The sequence below is a fragment of the Gemmatimonadales bacterium genome (assembly GCA_035502185.1).
In the GTDB taxonomy this organism is placed as follows: Bacteria; Gemmatimonadota; Gemmatimonadetes; order Gemmatimonadales; family JACORV01; genus Fen-1245.
In genome coordinates this window covers 46,841-62,053 of record DATJUT010000045.1, presented here as the reverse complement: position 1 = coordinate 62,053, position 15,213 = coordinate 46,841, and the positions used below count along the sequence as shown (strand labels likewise).

The following is a 15,213-nucleotide window of genomic DNA, read 5'->3' as shown; positions in this document are numbered from 1 at the left end:
TCTCTAGTTGGCGGGTGGTAGGTTGTGGGTTGTGGTGGAAACGCCGTGACGCCGCAGGCTGCGCATCAGGCAGGTCAGCATCCGTCCCAGCTCGCTCGCTTGCTGCCCGATCCCTTGCACCTCAGTGGACGTCGCGAAGCCCAGACGCTCCGAGATCAACACCTCAGTCTCAAGCTCCTTCAGCGAGCCGTTGGCCATCGAGAAGTGGTGCAGCTTGTCGCCGAGATGACGACGGCCGTGCCCCTCGGCGATGTTGGCCGGGATGGAGATCGCCGCTCGCTGCATCTGGATCGCCAGCCCGTATCTCTCGCTCGCGGGCAGCCGCCGGCTAAGACGATAGACCCGAGTGACCAGGTCCATCCCCACCTGCCACACCCTGAGGTCCTGGTAGCTGAGCACCTTCACGAGGGAACGGTGACACTCTCAGCGCGCCGCCAGCTGATCGTTCCTCGGCGGGTCGGAGCGTGGCATTGCGAGCACTTCTACAACCCACAACCTACGACCCACCGACGACCCGTCCGATCCCGGCCAGCTTGTCACGCACGCCCAGCTCTCCCAGCCCCGCCACATCGCTGACCGGCATCTTCGCTTCGGCGTCCATCGTCCACTCCACCAGGTCCGCGCCCGGCTCGTACCAGCTCGCGCTCGGCGCCGCGTCGGAGGGGTAGAGGAAGCCGGGGAACGCGGCGAGGCTCAGCACCGCATGCAGCCCGACGCCGGTCTCCGGCATCGAGCCGGCCCACAGCGCGACGCCGGCCTCCATCGCGCGACGGTAGATCCTGGTGCACTCCCACAGGCCACCCACCCGCTGCACCTTGAGGTTCCAGAGCACCGGGCCGTCACACGCGAGGAACAGCCGCGCCGCACCGTCGTCCGTCAGCGACTCGTCGAGGCAGATCGGGGTCCGCAGCTCACGGCTCAGCTGGATCGTGCCGACCACGTCGTCGGGCGGGAGCGGCTGCTCGATCATCGCCAGCCGCTCCCCGTCCAGGGCCTCGAGCGCCGCCCGGTCGCGCTCCAGCTCGTAGGCGCCGTTGGCGTCGGCCCACACCGGCACCCCCTCGCCCACCGCCGCGCGCACGGCGCGCGCCGGCTCCACGTCCCAGCCGGGCATCACCTTGAGCTTGACCCGCCGGTGGCCGCGCCGGACCGCGTCGCGAGCTCGGTCCGCCAGCGTCTCGATCCGCCCGTCCGGCGGTATGCCGAGGGCTGCCCCGCTCTCGACCCGGGTGGACGGGATCCGGGATTCCTCGGCCACGCCAAGCCGCTCCAGCTGCGCCGCCAGCAGGAGCCGGAGCGGCACGCCGCTCCGGGCGCTCACCAGGTCCCACAGCGCCGTCTCCACGCCCGCGCGCGCCATCCGGTTGCCGCGCACGCCGCGCTCCAGGGCGGTGACCGCCGCCTCGAGCGAGTCGAACGTCCGTCCCGCCAGCCGCGGGAACAGGTGTGAGACGATGCACCCCGTGCACGACTGCAGCGTCTCCCCGGAGTAGAACGGCGCCTCGAACGGGGCGCTCTCGCCGTAGCCGACGGCGCCCGAGGCGCCGGTCAGCTCGACGATCAGGGAGCGCCTGGCCTGGAGGGTGCCGCCGCTGATGCGGAACGGCTCCACGAGCGGAACGGCGACCACCCACAGGCGGCAGCCGGTGATCTCGAGCGGCGTGTCCAGCGACTCGGCTGCCGTCACGGTCGGCGGCCGCGGCGCGCGCCGCGTGGCCCCGCGGCGACGTCAGGCGGCTTGCCGGGCGGCCCCATGGGCGATGTCCACGAAGTGCAGCAGGCCGTCCCGCGGGTGCAGGAGGCCGGCCCCGCCCAGCGAGACGATCCAGGCGATCAGGCCCTGCTCCGGATCGAACACCAGCGCGTGGAGGGCGCGCTCGGAGCGGCTGCCCGCGGTCGCCGGGTACTGCGCCAACGGCAGCTGGAAGTAGGTGTGCAGCTGCCCGGACATCGCCCCGCGCAGCGCGTACTCCACCATCACGCGCCCCGAGCAGATGTTGCCGGTGGCCGAGAACACCGCGCCCGGCGGCAGCCGCGAGGTGCGTACCACGTACGGGTCGGACTGGCGGACCGGCAGCGGCGTGGACGCGCGATACGCGTCCAGCACGCGGAGGTTGCGCTCGGAGAGATCCCAGCCGCCGTAGGCGACGCCGCGCTCCGGGTCGAAGAGCCGGTTGAACAGCACCAGGTAATCCGCGCCCGAGCCGGCCGCGGCGCGCAGCATCTCCACCTGGAAATCGTCGCCCAGCAGCCCGTTCATCAGCTTCAGGCCCAGCGCCAGCGGGGCCTGCCGCCGGATCAGCGCGGGCACCTCGGCGATCCACCGCAACACCGCCTCGCGCGAGCCGGAGCGCGCGTCGCCCGCCAGGGTCGGCGAGAAGTCCTTCTCAACGATCAGGTCCTCGCCGGCGACCGCCGCGAGGCGGGAGAAGGTGTGGGCGTACTCCGGCTCGTGGAAGGGCTCGCCGAGCGCGGGAAGATGGCACTTGACCGACGCGGCCACCGGCATCGCGGCGCGACCGCCGATGGCGAGCGCGTCGCGGTAGAGCGCGAGGTACTCCTCGAACGAGCGGTCCCAGCCCCTGCCCTTCCAGGTGACCGTCCACCCCTCGCGCCCGGAGCGGGAGACGAGGGGCTCGACCCGCATCGCCGATTCACTCACGGCCCAGGGCGCCATCGTCCGCGCGCCCGACGCGTCCTCGCCGATCACCGTCTTCAGGACCACGAAGCCGAGGCCGGCCGCGGCGTCGGCCTCCACCTCGGCCGCCGTCATCGAGAGCTGGCCGGACGCCTTGCCGAACGGGACGCGGATGCGCCGGCCCGCGTACTGGCCCGACAGGTCCACCCGGTAGTGCTCGCGGACGTGCGCCGGCAGGTCGGCCGGCAGGCCGGCCTTGAACCGCTCGAAGTCCCACACCAGCCGCGCGTGCACGGGGCGGGGAACGACGGGTCGGTCGGGCAGCTGGATGGGGCTCGCGACGCCCGGGGAGGTCACGAGTCGGGGAGCCCGCGCGCGACGCGCTCCAGCGCCTCGAGCTGCGAGTCCGGGACGCTCGGCCCCCACGGATCGAAGGCGGCCTCGCGCGGGATCACGTTCCCGAGGGCCAGGAGCCACAGCATCCGGCGCACGTAGCCGTCCACCGGCTCGGTGAACGCGGCCGCGCCGAGGCGGTCGCACGCCGCGGCGAGGTCGAGGAACCGCTCGTGGTCGCGCCGCGCGTGCGCCTCGAGGAGCCCGGCCGGCAGGGCCGTGCGCGCGGCGCCGAGGCCGATGAGGGCCGAGCCGGCGCCCATCATCAGCGAGTAACCCAGGAACCGGTCCTCGCCCGTCACCAGCAGCTTGCCCGGCGGAACGCGCGCGGCGATCTCCTGGAAGCGGACCACGCTGTCGAGGGTCGCAACCTTGAGGCCGGCGACGTGCGGAAGCGCGAGCAGGCGCTCCAGCAGCTCGGGGCCGTAGGCGCACCCGCCGGCCGCCGGGTAGAGCCAGAACGCGAGCACGGGGAGCCCGACGTCGGCGAGCGCGGCGTGGACGTCCACGATCCGGCTCTCGTGGTCCTCGAGGTTGGCGAGCAGCGCGGGCGGCAGGGCGAGGATCGCATCGGCGCCGAGGTCGCGGGCCTGCCGCGCCATCGCGACGGTCCGCTCGATCACGAACGCCGTGAGGCCGAGCGGGTCGGCCGGCGGGGTGAGGCGGGCGGCCCGCTGCCCGGCCGCGACGCGCGGGCGCGCGCCCGCTCCGGCCACGATCAGCCGCTCCGGCCCCAGGGCGCGGCGCCAGGACGAAAGCACCGCGGCCGCGGTCTCCTCGGCCAGATGGAGACCGCGGCCGGTGTGGGCCCAGACCGCGACGCCGGCGATCCGCTGCCGCGCCATCCACGCCGCGTATCGCTCCTGCGCCGCCGCGTCGAACGCGCCGTCGGCGCGGTGCGGCACCGGGACGGCCGGCACGAGACCGTGCGCGAGCCGCCCGGCGAGGACGCTAGCGGAGAGCGCCACTCACCGCGACAGGACGGCGCCGGTCGCCCACCATGCGCCGCTCGTGCCCGTCCCGGCGGTCGCGGCCCGACCTGCGTTCGCCTCCCACGCGGCGGTGGTAGGCGACCATGACGATGTCCAGCCGGCGCTCGGATTTCCGACGCTCGGGCTCACGCCGCCTGACGCTCCCCGCACGCCGGGCCGCGGTCCGGCGCCGCTCCGAGGGCGGGGGACTCGACCTGTCGACGCTCACGCGCTCCTCCGCGACGGCACTTCGAGATGGGGCAAGGGCACCGCCTTAAGTATCGCCCTTTCACGGACGCGGGCAAGCCTCCGGGCTGGCCCCGGACCGGGGCGGTTGCTAGGCTTGAGCCATGCCCACCTGCGCCAAGTGCGGCCGGGACATTCCGCCCGCGTTCGCCTTCTGCCCCTCCTGCGGCACGCCGAACCCCGACGCGCCCGCCACGGCGGCCGCGTCCGGCGACGAGACGCAGCTCCTGGAGCAGAACGAGCTGGCCCGCAAGCTCCAGAGCGCGCTGGGGCCCAACTTCCTCGTCGAGCACGAGCTGGGCGAGGGCGGGTTCGCGCACGTCTTCGCGGCGACCGATCGCAAGCTGTCGCGCCGGATCGCCGTGAAGGTCCTGCGCCCGGAGTTCACCGGCAACCGGGCCAGCGTGCAGCGGTTCGTCCGCGAGGCCGAGTCGGCCGCGAAGCTCAACCACCCCAACATCCTCCCCATCTTCTTCGTGGGCGAAGGCGAGGGCCTGGTCTACTTCGCGATGCCGCTGGTCGAGGGCGAGTCGCTGGACGCGAAGCTCCGGCGCGAAGGGCAGATGCCGGAGGCCGAGGTGCTCCGCGTCGGCACCGAGATCGCCGACGCCCTGGCCGAGGCGCACGCGCACCAGCTGGTGCACCGCGACGTGAAGCCGCAGAACGTGATGCTGCAGGGCCCGAAGCAGCGGGTGCTGGTGGCCGATTTCGGGATCGCCAAGGCCGCCGCGGGCAGCGGCGAGCGGCTCACCGGCACCGGCGTCATCATCGGCTCGCCGCATTACATGAGTCCCGAGCAGGCGAGCGGCGCGCCCGACGTGGACGCGCGCAGCGACATCTACTCGCTCGGCATCGTGCTGTGGGAGATGCTCGCCGGGGAGGTGCCGTTCGACGCCACCTCCAGCCAGGGCATCCTGATCCAGCACCTCACCAAGGCGATGCCCGCGATCCGCACCAAGCGCCCCGCCGTCAATGCGCAGCTCGGCAAGGTGGTGGCGCGCTGCACGGAGAAGAAGCCCGAGAACCGCTACCAGACCGCCGGCGAGCTGGCCGACGCGCTCCGCGCCTGCGCGGCCGCCGCGCCCGGCGCCCGGCGCCCCGGCCTGCCCGTGCCCCTCGTCGCCGCGGTCGGTGGCGCGGTCGTGGTGGTGGCGCTGGGCGCCGCCCTGCTGTGGCGGAGCCGCGGGTCGCGCACGGCCGCGTCCGCGGCGCGGGCCGACTCGGCCCGCTCGAGCGACCCGAGGATCGCCGTCCTGCCCTTCGACGTCTCCGGCGCCGACTCCTCGCTGGCGAACAGCCTGCCGAGGATCCTCGCGGACCGCCTGTCCGCGCGCTACACGGTGCCGGCCGTGGACACGCGCGACCTGGTGGGGCGCTGGACCGAGCAGCACCGCAAGATCGTCGCGCCGCTGGCCGACAACGCCGCCTTCGCCTACGGCCTGGGAGCCAACCAGATGGTGATCGGCTCCGCCATCGGGTCGGGCAAGAGCCTGCTTCTCTCGGTGGACGTGTACGACACGCACAACCTCACCCGCCTCGCGCACGGCGAGACCTCCGGGAGCGAGGACAGCCTCCAAGCCGTGATGGACCGGCTCGCGGCGCCGGTGGCCACCGCGATGTGCACGCAGCCCGAGTTCAACGAGGGTCGCCTCTGCTACGACACGCCGGCGCGCCCGAGGGACGCGCTGGCGGTGACCGACGTGCCGCAGCCGGGCGAGCCGCCGCCCACCGTGCCCACGTACCTGGTGCGGGTCGCGCGGAGCGGCGACGCGACCGACGTGCGCGTGAAGACGCCCTCCAACCACGACGACATCAACTCGTTCGCCCTCGCCGCGGTGCAGCAGGCGATCTACGTGCCGGCCGTGAAGGCCGGACAGCCGACCGACGCGTGGACCACCGTCTCGGTGGCGATCCGGTCCGGCCAGGCGGCGCGCACCGCCGTCGCCCTTCCCTCCCAGTGCCGGGACTACGCGTATGGCAACCCGAGCCGGGCGTGCTTCGACACGCGGCCGCAGCCGATGGCCGCTCCCACCATCCCGTGGACCGGACCCGGTACGCCCACGCCGGCCACCTTCTGGATCCAGGTCGGTGCCACGGGGGCCGTCGAGAGAGTGGTGCCGCTCGCGACCTCGAGCGAGAGCGAATTCAGCGCAGCCGCGCTGGCGGCGGCGCAGAACCTGAAGTTCATGCCCGCGCAGAAGAACGGGCAGCCCGTCGAGGCGTGGACGCAGGTGCCGATCTCGCCCGCCCAGTGAGCGGCAAGGGGAGCGAGTGGACGGTGGAGGTGCGGGACGGAGAGTGGCGAGTGGTTACGAGAATGGAGTGTGCGGCATGAGAATCACCAAGTACTTCTCGCTGGCGCCGGCCCTTCTGGCCGCGTCACTGCAGCTGGCGCTGCCCGACGCCGGCCTCGCGCAGAAGCCCGTCGCCGAGGTGCAGGTCGCGCCCCCGTACGTCAACCTGCGCGTGGGCGCGACGCACCGGCTGAGTGCGCTCGCCTACGACGCCGGCGGCAACGTGATCGCGACCGGCGTGCGCTACGCCTGGTCGTCCAACAACGTGAACGTGGTGCGCGTGGACTCGACCGGGTTCGTCACCGCCGTCGGGGTCGGGATTGCCGTGGTCAGCGCCGAGGCCCTCGGCTCGGGGAGCCCGCCCAGGCACGGCCAAGCCGCGATCCGCGTCCGGCGGGCCGGCCCCTAGGCGGCGGCGCCGCGAGGGTCACCGGCGCGCGACGCCGGCCGGGATCAGGCCGGGGCGTAGCTCGCCAGGGCACGGCCGCTTAGGCGGTCCGCGAGGAGCAGGGCGGCGCGGCCCGCCGGCACCGCCAGCTCCAGGGCCGTACGCAATTGGCCGTGGCGCAGCCGCAGGTTCACCGCGGACTGTTCCGCCACGACGGTGTACAGGACCGCGTCCCGGTAGGCCGCCGCGTGGACCAGCGTGGCGGCGTCGGCGCCCTCGACCGTGAACGACGGGCTGAGCCGCGCCTGCGCCAGCGCCCAGCGATACAGCTCGACGGCCGGCGCCTCGTCGGGCGACAGCTCGACGGGCTCCGCGCACCACAGGAGCGCACCCTTGCCGGCCCGGATCCGCACCGCGCCCCTCGGCCCTTTCGCCGCGGGGCGGGCCTTTGCACCGAGCCGCTCCGCCTGCTCGAGGGGGCCGGTCACGAGGACCGTTGAGCCGCGCCGGGCCCAGGCGCGAAGCGCGTTCCATGCCGGCGCGGCGAGGACGCGCGGTGCCGGCACCAGCACCAGGCCCGGCGCGCGCAGCGCCGCCGACGCGGCGAACTCGGACACCGCCGTCAGGCCCATCCGGCATCCGTACAGCATCGCGCGCACCGCGCGCTTGGTCGCGTCCGTCGCGGTGTTCCGGGCCGAGAACATGTTGGAGTGCGGCACCACCAGCAGCACGCGCTCCGCCTCCCGTCCCACCAGGTGCCGACCCGCCTCCGCCGCGAACGCGGCCACGCCACGCAGCGCGTCCAACTCCGGCTTGGCGGTGCCGTCCGCCCTCAACAGGCCGATGGCGGCCTCGTTGTCCGAGGGCATGTAGCAGTCGGAGTTCCATACCCACTCGATGAAGCCGGCGCCGCCGGGACCGAGGGCCAGGACCATCTTCCGCTCCAGCAGGTCGCGCGCGTACGCCTCCCAGCGCTCCTCGACCCCGGCCGGATGCTGCGCGAACATCACGCCGGTCTCCTCCACCAGGTTCAGCCGGCCCGGCGCCTGCGTCAGCACCTCGTCCCAGGCAAGCCCATCGTTGAGCCACCAGGTGTGCACGCAGGTGAAGTCGAGGACGGACGCGAGGAACAGGTTGTTGGGGCTGTCCCGCGTGCCGGCCTCGTCCTGGCCCACCGTCACCAGCTGCCGGCCGGCGCCCGCCGCGGCCAGCGCGGACCGCATCGTCCGCACCCAGCGCGCGAACATCGCCTGCGCGAACCGCCGGTACTCGACCACCATCGTGGGATGGTCCGGCGCCGCGTCGCCCTCGGCGAAGTCCTCGAGCGGCGGCAGGTCGGCCGCCGGCTGCCCGCGCTTCGCGAGCCAGGACGCCCACGCCGCCCGCTCGAAGCGGTCGTAGTTCGGCCGGCAGCTCCACAGGTGGTTCGGGTTGCAGAACGAGGGCTCGTTGATGAGGTCCCACGCGAGCTCGTGCATCCGCGCGTAGCGGCGTGCGAGGGCGGTGACGAACGCGCGTTGCGCGTCGACGGCCGCCGGATCGAGGTACGGGTTCTCGCCACCCCACGTCTCCGGCAGGAAGGCGAACAGCGTGAAGATGACCGGCATGTCGTGGCGGCGGGCCGTGAGCAGCCAGGCGTCGAGCGCGCGGAGCGCGCCCTCGTCGAGCTCCCCCAGCCGGGGCATCAGGCGCTTCCACCCGGTCCAGATCCCGGTGCGGACCAGGTTCACGCCGGCGCTCTTCATCGCGTCGAAGTCGCGATCCCACAGCCACGGGTTGGGCTCGAACAGGAACTTCCTGTGCACGTCCGAGGCCATGTACGTGGTGCCCGTGACCGGATACGGATCGCCGCCGCGCGCGAAGGCGCGGGGTCCCGCCGTGAGCGGCGCCCCGGACCCGAGCAGGTCGTCGTCCCACACCCAGAAGCCCGTCGAGTGCCGCAGCTCCACCGGCGGCGTGCCGACCGTGAGCCTGGCGTCGATGCGGTACAGTCCCGGCTCGAGCCGATCGGTGAGCGCCGCCGCTCCGGTGGCCTCGGCGTCCGTGCCGGTCACGGTGACTTCCGCCGTGTCCTGCACTTCGCCGCGCGCATCCGAGATCGTGAGGGCGCAGGTGGCGCTGAGCCGGGCGGCCGCGCCGCGCGGGAAGCCGCGCAGGGCCACCGCGACGCTGCTCGAATCGCCCTCGCGACGGCACGCCGACGAGGGCCAGACGGCGAGCTCCCAATGGGGCGTGCCGGCCGCCTCCACGAGGGTGCGGATCGCGGCGGCCGGAACCAGGCCGTCCCCCGTGGCGAAGATCCACCGTCCGCCCGCGAACCGGCCCTCGAGCCGGCTCACCAGAAGGTAGGGCGCGACCACGGCGCACCCCCGGGCGTCGAGGCCCGAGACGAGCGGCTGGACCGTCGCCTCACGCGCCCCCGCGGAGCCGGACTCCCCGGGCGTATCGGCTACGCCGGAGAGGCGCCAGTACGGCTCCCAGACGTGCTCGGCCGCGACATCGGCCGCGAGCGGCGCGGTCCAGGCCAGCGCGTCGTTCGCGCGCCAGGCCTGGACGGCCGACGCGGGCACGGCGCACGCGAGCACGATGCCCAGCTGGCGCTGATAGGTGTCCTCGCGGGGCAGCACGCGCCAGCCGCCGCCGTCGCCGCGCTCGACCGGCACCGCGCACGGAACGCCGCCCAGGTTCACCCAGTGGCCCGCCGCCTCGAGGTAGCGGACCAGGGTGTGCCACATCTCCCGCGGGAAGGCGCTGCCGTACGGCGTGACGAAGACGTCGAAGCGGTCGGGCGAGAGGGTCTCCGCGAGATCCTGGGTCCGCAGCCACGTCGTCTCCGCCCCCCCCAGGGCCCGGGCCAGCTCGTTCACGGCACCGCCCGGCGCGTCCACCGCGGGGAAGCCGGGCTCGTTGAGAACGGCCACCCGGATGCGGTCCGGCGCGGGAGGTGGTCCGGTAATTGCGTGTCCTGTGCTCCCGAATGCGCCGATCAGCGCCGACGCACCGGTGGCCTCGAGAAACCGGCGCCGGCTGAGGGTAGGGGTCATTCTCCAATTATAGCGCACGGCGGCGCGGCCACGAGGCGCCACGCCCGGGGTGGGTTCCATGGAGGACGAGGCCGACTCGCGGTACCGGGCGCTGCTCGATGCCCTGCCGGTGTGGGCGTTCGTGGTGGACGACGCGGTGCGGGTGCTCGATCTCAACGCGGCGGCCGCCCAGGTCTTCGCCCCCGAGGGAACCTCGGTGCTCAGCCGGCGCGGCGGCGAGGTGCTGCACTGCCTCCACGCGCTGGATTCACCGGCGGGCTGCGGGAGCGGGCCCTTCTGTCCGGACTGCGCGATCCGCAACTCCGTCGCCGAGTGCCTGCGCGGCGCGCGCATCTCGCGGCGGCGCACCAGGGTGACGCTGGTGTCGGCGGGCCTGAAGCGGGACTACGAGCTGCTGGTCTCGGCGAGCCCGATGCCGGCGCGGGGCGCGCCGCGGGCGCTGCTGATTCTCGAGGACATGAGCGAGCTGTCGGCGCTGCAGGACATCGTTCCGATCTGCGCGGGCTGCAAGCGGGTGCGGGACGACCAGGAGTACTGGCGCAGCGTCGAGCGCTACCTCCGGGATCGGCTCGGCGTGGATTTCACGCACGGCGTGTGCCCGTCGTGCCAGCGGAAGGTATACGCGGAGGCGACCGACGACTAGCGCTGCTGCCCAGAGCCACCGGTCGGACTTGAACCGACGACCGCTCGATTACGAATCGAGAGCTCTACCACTGAGCTACGGTGGCGACAGACTGGTTGCGAGTTGGGAGACGCGGGTCCCGAGACCCCGCCCCGCCCGCTGCTGCGACCCGCCCCTCGCAACTCGGCGTCTCGCAACTCGGCGCCTCGCAACTGTGGTGGCAATGCCCTGGGCCGGACTCGAACCGGCACGGATTTCTCCACCACCCCCTCAAGATGGCGTGTCTACCAATTCCACCACCAGGGCCCGGGCGCAGAAAGCTAGCGGGCCGCCGCAAACAGCGTCAACTTGCCCCTGATGCCCAAGGCTCCGCGCCGCACCGCCAAGGCTCCGCCTCGACCCGCCAAGCCCGGGCTCGAGACGTCGCTGTCGATCCTGCGGGGCATCCTCGAGTCCACGGCGGACGGCCTGCTGGTGGTGGACCGGCACGGCAGGATCGAGGATTACAACCGCAAGTTCGTCGAGCTGTGGCGCGTCCCGGACGCCGTGATGGCGACGGGCGAGGACGACCGCGCCCTCGCGACGGTGCTCGAGCAGCTGAAGGACCCGCAGGCGTTCCTGGACAAGGTACGCGCGCTGTACGACTCGCCGGAGGCGGCGAGCTTCGACGTGCTGGAGTTCAAGGACGGCCGGGTCTTCGAGCGCTACTCGCAGCCGCAGCGCGTGGGCGGGAAGGTCACGGGCCGCGTGTGGAGCTTCCGCGACGTGACCGAGCGGCGGCGCGCGGAGGATGCGCTGCGCGAGAGCGAGCACCGCTACCGGCTGGTGTCGGACAACATCATCGACGTCATCTGGACCACGGACCTCCGGCTTGCGATGACGTACGTCAGCTCGTCGATCGAGCGCCTCACGGGCTACACGGTCGAGGAGGCGATGCGGCTGCCGCTCGACCGCCTGCTCACGCCCGCCTCGGCCGACGAGGCGCGGAGCAACCTCGCGGAGGCGACGGCCGAGAACGCGGCCCGTGGCAAGGTCCCCGGCGGGCGGACGCTCGAGGTCGAGCTGGTGCGCAAGGACGGGACGCGGGTCTGGGTCGAGCTGCGGATCAGCTTCCTCAGGGGCGCCGACGGCGTCGCCCAGGGCACGCTCGGCGTCGCCCGCGACGTCTCCGAGCGCCGGCGCGCGGCCGACTCGCTGCGCTCGGTCGTGCTGGCCACGGCCGCGACGACCGGCGAGGAGTTCTTCGGCACGCTGACCCGGCAACTGGCCACGGTGCTCGGGGTGCGCTGGGCCTTCGTGGGGGAGCTGGTGGAGCCCGACTACGCGCGCGTGCGCACCCTCGCGCTGTGGGCGGACGGCCGGCTCGAGGACAGCGTCGAGTACGACCTGGCCGGCGCACCGTGCGAGCAGGTGCTCGAGGGCGGCCTGGTGACGTTCCCGGACCGGCTCCGCGAGCGCTTCCCGCGCGACGCGCTGGTCCAGCGCCTGGGCGCGGAGGCGTACGTGGGCATCCCGCTGCGGGACCCGAGCGGGCGGATCCTGGGGAACCTGGCGGTGATGCACGACGGGCCGATGGAGCGCCTGTCGCTGGCGGAGTCGCTGCTCGGGATGTTCGCCATCCGCGCGGCGACGGAGCTGGAGCGCCGGCGCACGGAGCAGCGGCTGTCCCTGCAGAGCGCCGTGATGGAGGCGGCGGCCAACGCGATCGTGATCACGGCGCCCGACTCGACGATCCAGTGGATCAACCCCGCGTTCACCCGGCTGACCGGCTACGAGGCGGCGGCGGCCATCGGCCGGAAGACCCGGATCCTCAGCTCCGGGAAGCAGCCGGCCGGGTTCTACGCCGACCTGTGGCACACCATCCTGGCGGGCAAGGTGTGGCGGGGCGAGATGGTCAACCGCCGCAAGGACGGCTCGCTGTACACCGAGCGGATGACCATCACGCCGGTGCTGGAAAGCTCGGGGAGCAGCGGCACGGCCGCGATCACGCACTTCGTGGCGGTCAAGGAGGACGTGACCGCCCTGAAGCAGATGGAGGACCAGCTGCGGCGGGCGCAGCGGATGGAGGCCGTCGGCCGGCTGGCGGGCGGCGTCGCCCACGACTTCAACAACCTCCTCCAGGCGATGCTCGGCCTCACGCAGCTGGAGCGGCTGCGCGGCGGGGACCCGGCGACCGCCGCGGACCGGCTCCAGGAGATGGAGGAGCTGCTGCGCCGCGGCGCCCAGCTCACCCAGCAGCTGCTGCTGTTCTCCCGCCGCGAGGAGCCCAAGGCCGAGCGGTTCGATCTCAACGACGGCATCCGCGAGACGGCCAAGCTGCTGCAGCGGCTGCTGCGGGCCGACGTGGCGCTGACGTTCGACCTGGCGGCGGAGCCGCTGCCGGTCGAGGCCGATCGCGGCCAGATCGGGCAGGTCTGCATGAACCTCGCGGTCAACGCCGCCGACGCGATGCCCGAGGGCGGCACGCTCACCGTGCGCTCGGGCCGGCAGGGCGACGACGTGTGGTTCTCGGTGGCCGACACCGGGCACGGCATCCCGGAGGACATCCGCGACCACATCTTCGAGCCGTTCTTCACCACCAAGGGCGACCAGCGCGGCACGGGCCTGGGTCTGGCGGTGGTGCACGGGATCGTGACACAGCACGGCGGCGAGGTCGAGGTGCAGAGCGCGGTCGGCCGGGGCACGACCTTCCGGGTCCTGCTCCCGCGGCGGGCGGACGAGACCGACGCGGCGGCTCCGGCGGCCGCACACGCCGCGACGCTGCCCCGCGGCGACGGCCAGCGCGTGCTGCTGGTCGAGGACAACGACGCCGTGCGGCGCGCGTTCGAGCGCCTGCTGGTGCGGCTCGGCTACGAGGTCCGGGCCGTGGGGAGCGCCGAAGAGGCGGAGCTGCTGCCCGCGCCCCAGCCGTTCACGCTGCTGCTGACCGACATGGTGCTGCCGGGGATGTCGGGCGCCGTGCTGGCCGCGCGGCTCCGCGAGCGGTGGCCCACGCTCAGGGTGATCTTCATGTCCGGCTACACCGAGGACGAAGTGCTCCGCCGCAAGGCCGCCCTCGGCGAGGAGCGGTTCCTGCAGAAGCCGGTGGACCTGGGGACGCTGGCGCGCGAGGTGCACGAGGCGCTGCAGGAGAGTTAGCAGGTGCCGGGGAAGCCGTGGGCAGGACCGCTGCGAGACGCAACCCAACTGGATTCTCCCTTCGCACCCCCGCATACTTGCGGGCATGCCATGGCAGGACCGGCTCACGCGCGACGCCGCGGGCCACTTCGTTCTCGATCCGGCCCTGACCAGGGGCGTCCCCGTCCGCCTGTTCCTGACCGAGCACCTCCTCGAGACAACTGAGGAGAACCTCCTCCCCCAGATCCTCAACGCCTGCGCCTTCCCGGGCGTCCGCTGCGTGGTGGTCACGCCGGACGTGCACTACGGCTACGGCGTGCCCGTCGGCTGCGCGATCGCGACCGACGGGACGCTCGCGATGGGGCCCGTCGGGTTCGACATCGGGTGCGGGATGATGGCGGCGCGCTCGTCCGTGCCGGTGGGCGCGGCCACGTCCGAGCGGCGACTGGCGTTCAACCGCGAGGTGATGCGGCGGGTGGAGATGGGCGCCGGAGGGCAGAGCCGCTCCCTCAAGCACCTGACCCGGGCCGAGTTCGAGGCGATCGTCCGCGGCGGCGCGGACCACTACGTGGCCAGGTACGGCGCCGCGTTCGACCGGAGCAACGCCGAGCGGCACCGCATCCCCGTGGACGACGACTGGGACATTCCCTGGGGCGGTCGCGGCAAGCCCGAGCGCGGCGTCAGCCAGGTGGGCTCGCTGGGGGGCGGCAACCACTTCATGGAGCTGCAGGCCGACCAGGACGGGAAGCTGTGGGTGATGGTGCACACGGGCTCGCGCGGCTTCGGGCACGGACTCACCACCAACTTCTTCCAGCTGGCGAAGCAGGAGAACCCGGCGCTGCCCTCGCTCGACCTGGGCTACTTCACGCCGGACTCGCGCCACTGGCGGAGCTACCGGAACGCGGTGGCCGCCGGGGGCAACTTCGCGATCGTGAACCGGCTGGTGATCTTCGAGCAGGTGGCGCGCGCGTTCTTCGACGCGTTCGGCGAGGCGCTGGAGCTGGTATACGAGATCTCGCACAACCTCGCGCAGCTCGAGCCGCACCCGGAGTTCGGCGACGTGTGGGTGCACCGCAAGGGGGCGACGCGGGCGTTCCCCGCCGGGCACCCGCTGCTGGCGGGCACGCGCTGGGAACGGGCCGGCCACCCCGTGCTGATCCCCGGCTCGAACCAGGACCGCTCGTTCGTGCTGCGGCCCGCGGCGGGGGCGGCGCAGTCGTTGTTCTCGGTGAACCACGGAGCGGGGCGGCGGATGAGCCGGAGCGCGGCGCTCCGGGAGCTGGACCGGCGCGAGATCGAGGACCAGTACCGGAGCGCCGGGATCCTGGTGAACACCGACGGGCGCGTGCCGATCGACGAGGCGGGGCCGGCCTACAAGCCCGCGCGGGAAGTCGTGGACGCGGTGGTGGGGGCGGGGCTGGCGACGGTGGAGTTCGAGCTGCGTCCGCTGGCCTCGCTCAAGGGCACCGACGAGCGCGGCCGGCGGCGGCACTAGCCCGC

10 protein-coding genes and 2 tRNA genes are annotated in these 15,213 nt (G+C 73.4%); 5 read left to right on the top strand and 7 right to left on the bottom strand.

The genetic code is table 11. The features are described 5' to 3' along the window. Positions 1-3: 3 nt before the first annotated feature. The 4 genes from VMF70_05920 to VMF70_05905 form a co-directional block, all read right to left on the bottom strand. Positions 4-405, bottom strand: a complete 402-nt coding sequence (locus VMF70_05920) for a four helix bundle protein (GenBank protein ID HTT67547.1) — start codon at positions 403-405, stop codon at positions 4-6. A gap of 91 nt (positions 406-496) precedes the next feature. After that, the gene (locus VMF70_05915; protein ID HTT67546.1) at positions 497-1,687 is read right to left on the bottom strand and encodes an enolase C-terminal domain-like protein; all 1,191 of its coding nucleotides are present in this window, start codon (positions 1,685-1,687) and stop codon (positions 497-499) included. A 42-nt stretch (positions 1,688-1,729) separates the two neighbouring features. Then, positions 1,730-2,995: a hypothetical protein gene (locus VMF70_05910; protein ID HTT67545.1), complete on the bottom strand. Its 1,266-nt coding sequence runs from the start codon at positions 2,993-2,995 to the stop codon at positions 1,730-1,732. After that, entirely contained in the window at positions 2,992-3,999 is a 1,008-nt protein-coding gene (locus VMF70_05905; GenBank protein ID HTT67544.1) for a dihydrodipicolinate synthase family protein, read from the bottom strand. Before VMF70_05905 ends, VMF70_05910 begins: the two co-directional genes overlap by 4 nt. A 353-nt stretch (positions 4,000-4,352) precedes the next feature. Between VMF70_05905 and VMF70_05900 the strand changes: the two genes are divergently transcribed. Continuing rightward, a complete protein-coding gene (locus VMF70_05900; GenBank protein ID HTT67543.1) occupies positions 4,353-6,503 on the top strand; it encodes a protein kinase in 2,151 nt (716 codons plus the stop codon). Positions 6,504-6,579: 76 nt separating this feature from the next. Then, on the top strand, positions 6,580-6,951 hold the full coding sequence (locus VMF70_05895) for an Ig-like domain-containing protein (GenBank protein ID HTT67542.1): 372 nt from the start codon (positions 6,580-6,582) through the stop codon (positions 6,949-6,951). Positions 6,952-6,995: 44 nt separating this feature from the next. On the opposite strand, the gene VMF70_05890 is transcribed toward VMF70_05895, so the two are convergent. Beyond that, a complete protein-coding gene (locus tag VMF70_05890; GenBank protein ID HTT67541.1) occupies positions 6,996-9,974 on the bottom strand; it encodes a cellulase family glycosylhydrolase in 2,979 nt (992 codons plus the stop codon). A 58-nt stretch (positions 9,975-10,032) separates the two neighbouring features. Here VMF70_05890 and VMF70_05885 point away from each other — a divergent pair, with 58 nt between their 5' ends. Then, positions 10,033-10,617 carry a PAS domain-containing protein gene (locus VMF70_05885; GenBank protein HTT67540.1) on the top strand — a complete coding sequence of 195 codons (585 nt, stop codon included), beginning with the start codon at positions 10,033-10,035 and terminating at the stop codon, positions 10,615-10,617. 13 nt (positions 10,618-10,630) lie between these two features. Here VMF70_05885 and VMF70_05880 read toward each other — a convergent pair. Together VMF70_05880 and VMF70_05875 are read right to left on the bottom strand one after the other, a co-directional pair. Then, positions 10,631-10,702: transfer RNA gene (locus tag VMF70_05880), tRNA-Thr, on the bottom strand. Positions 10,703-10,820: 118 nt separating this feature from the next. Further along, a tRNA-Leu gene (locus VMF70_05875) sits at positions 10,821-10,902 on the bottom strand. Positions 10,903-10,953: 51 nt separating this feature from the next. Here VMF70_05875 and VMF70_05870 point away from each other — a divergent pair. Further along, entirely contained in the window at positions 10,954-13,734 is a 2,781-nt protein-coding gene (locus tag VMF70_05870; protein HTT67539.1) for a PAS domain S-box protein, read from the top strand. Between the two features lie 85 nt (positions 13,735-13,819). Continuing rightward, positions 13,820-15,208 (top strand): RtcB family protein, encoded by a 1,389-nt coding sequence (locus VMF70_05865; protein ID HTT67538.1) that lies wholly within the window; start codon positions 13,820-13,822, stop codon positions 15,206-15,208. Positions 15,209-15,213: the final 5 nt, after the last annotated feature.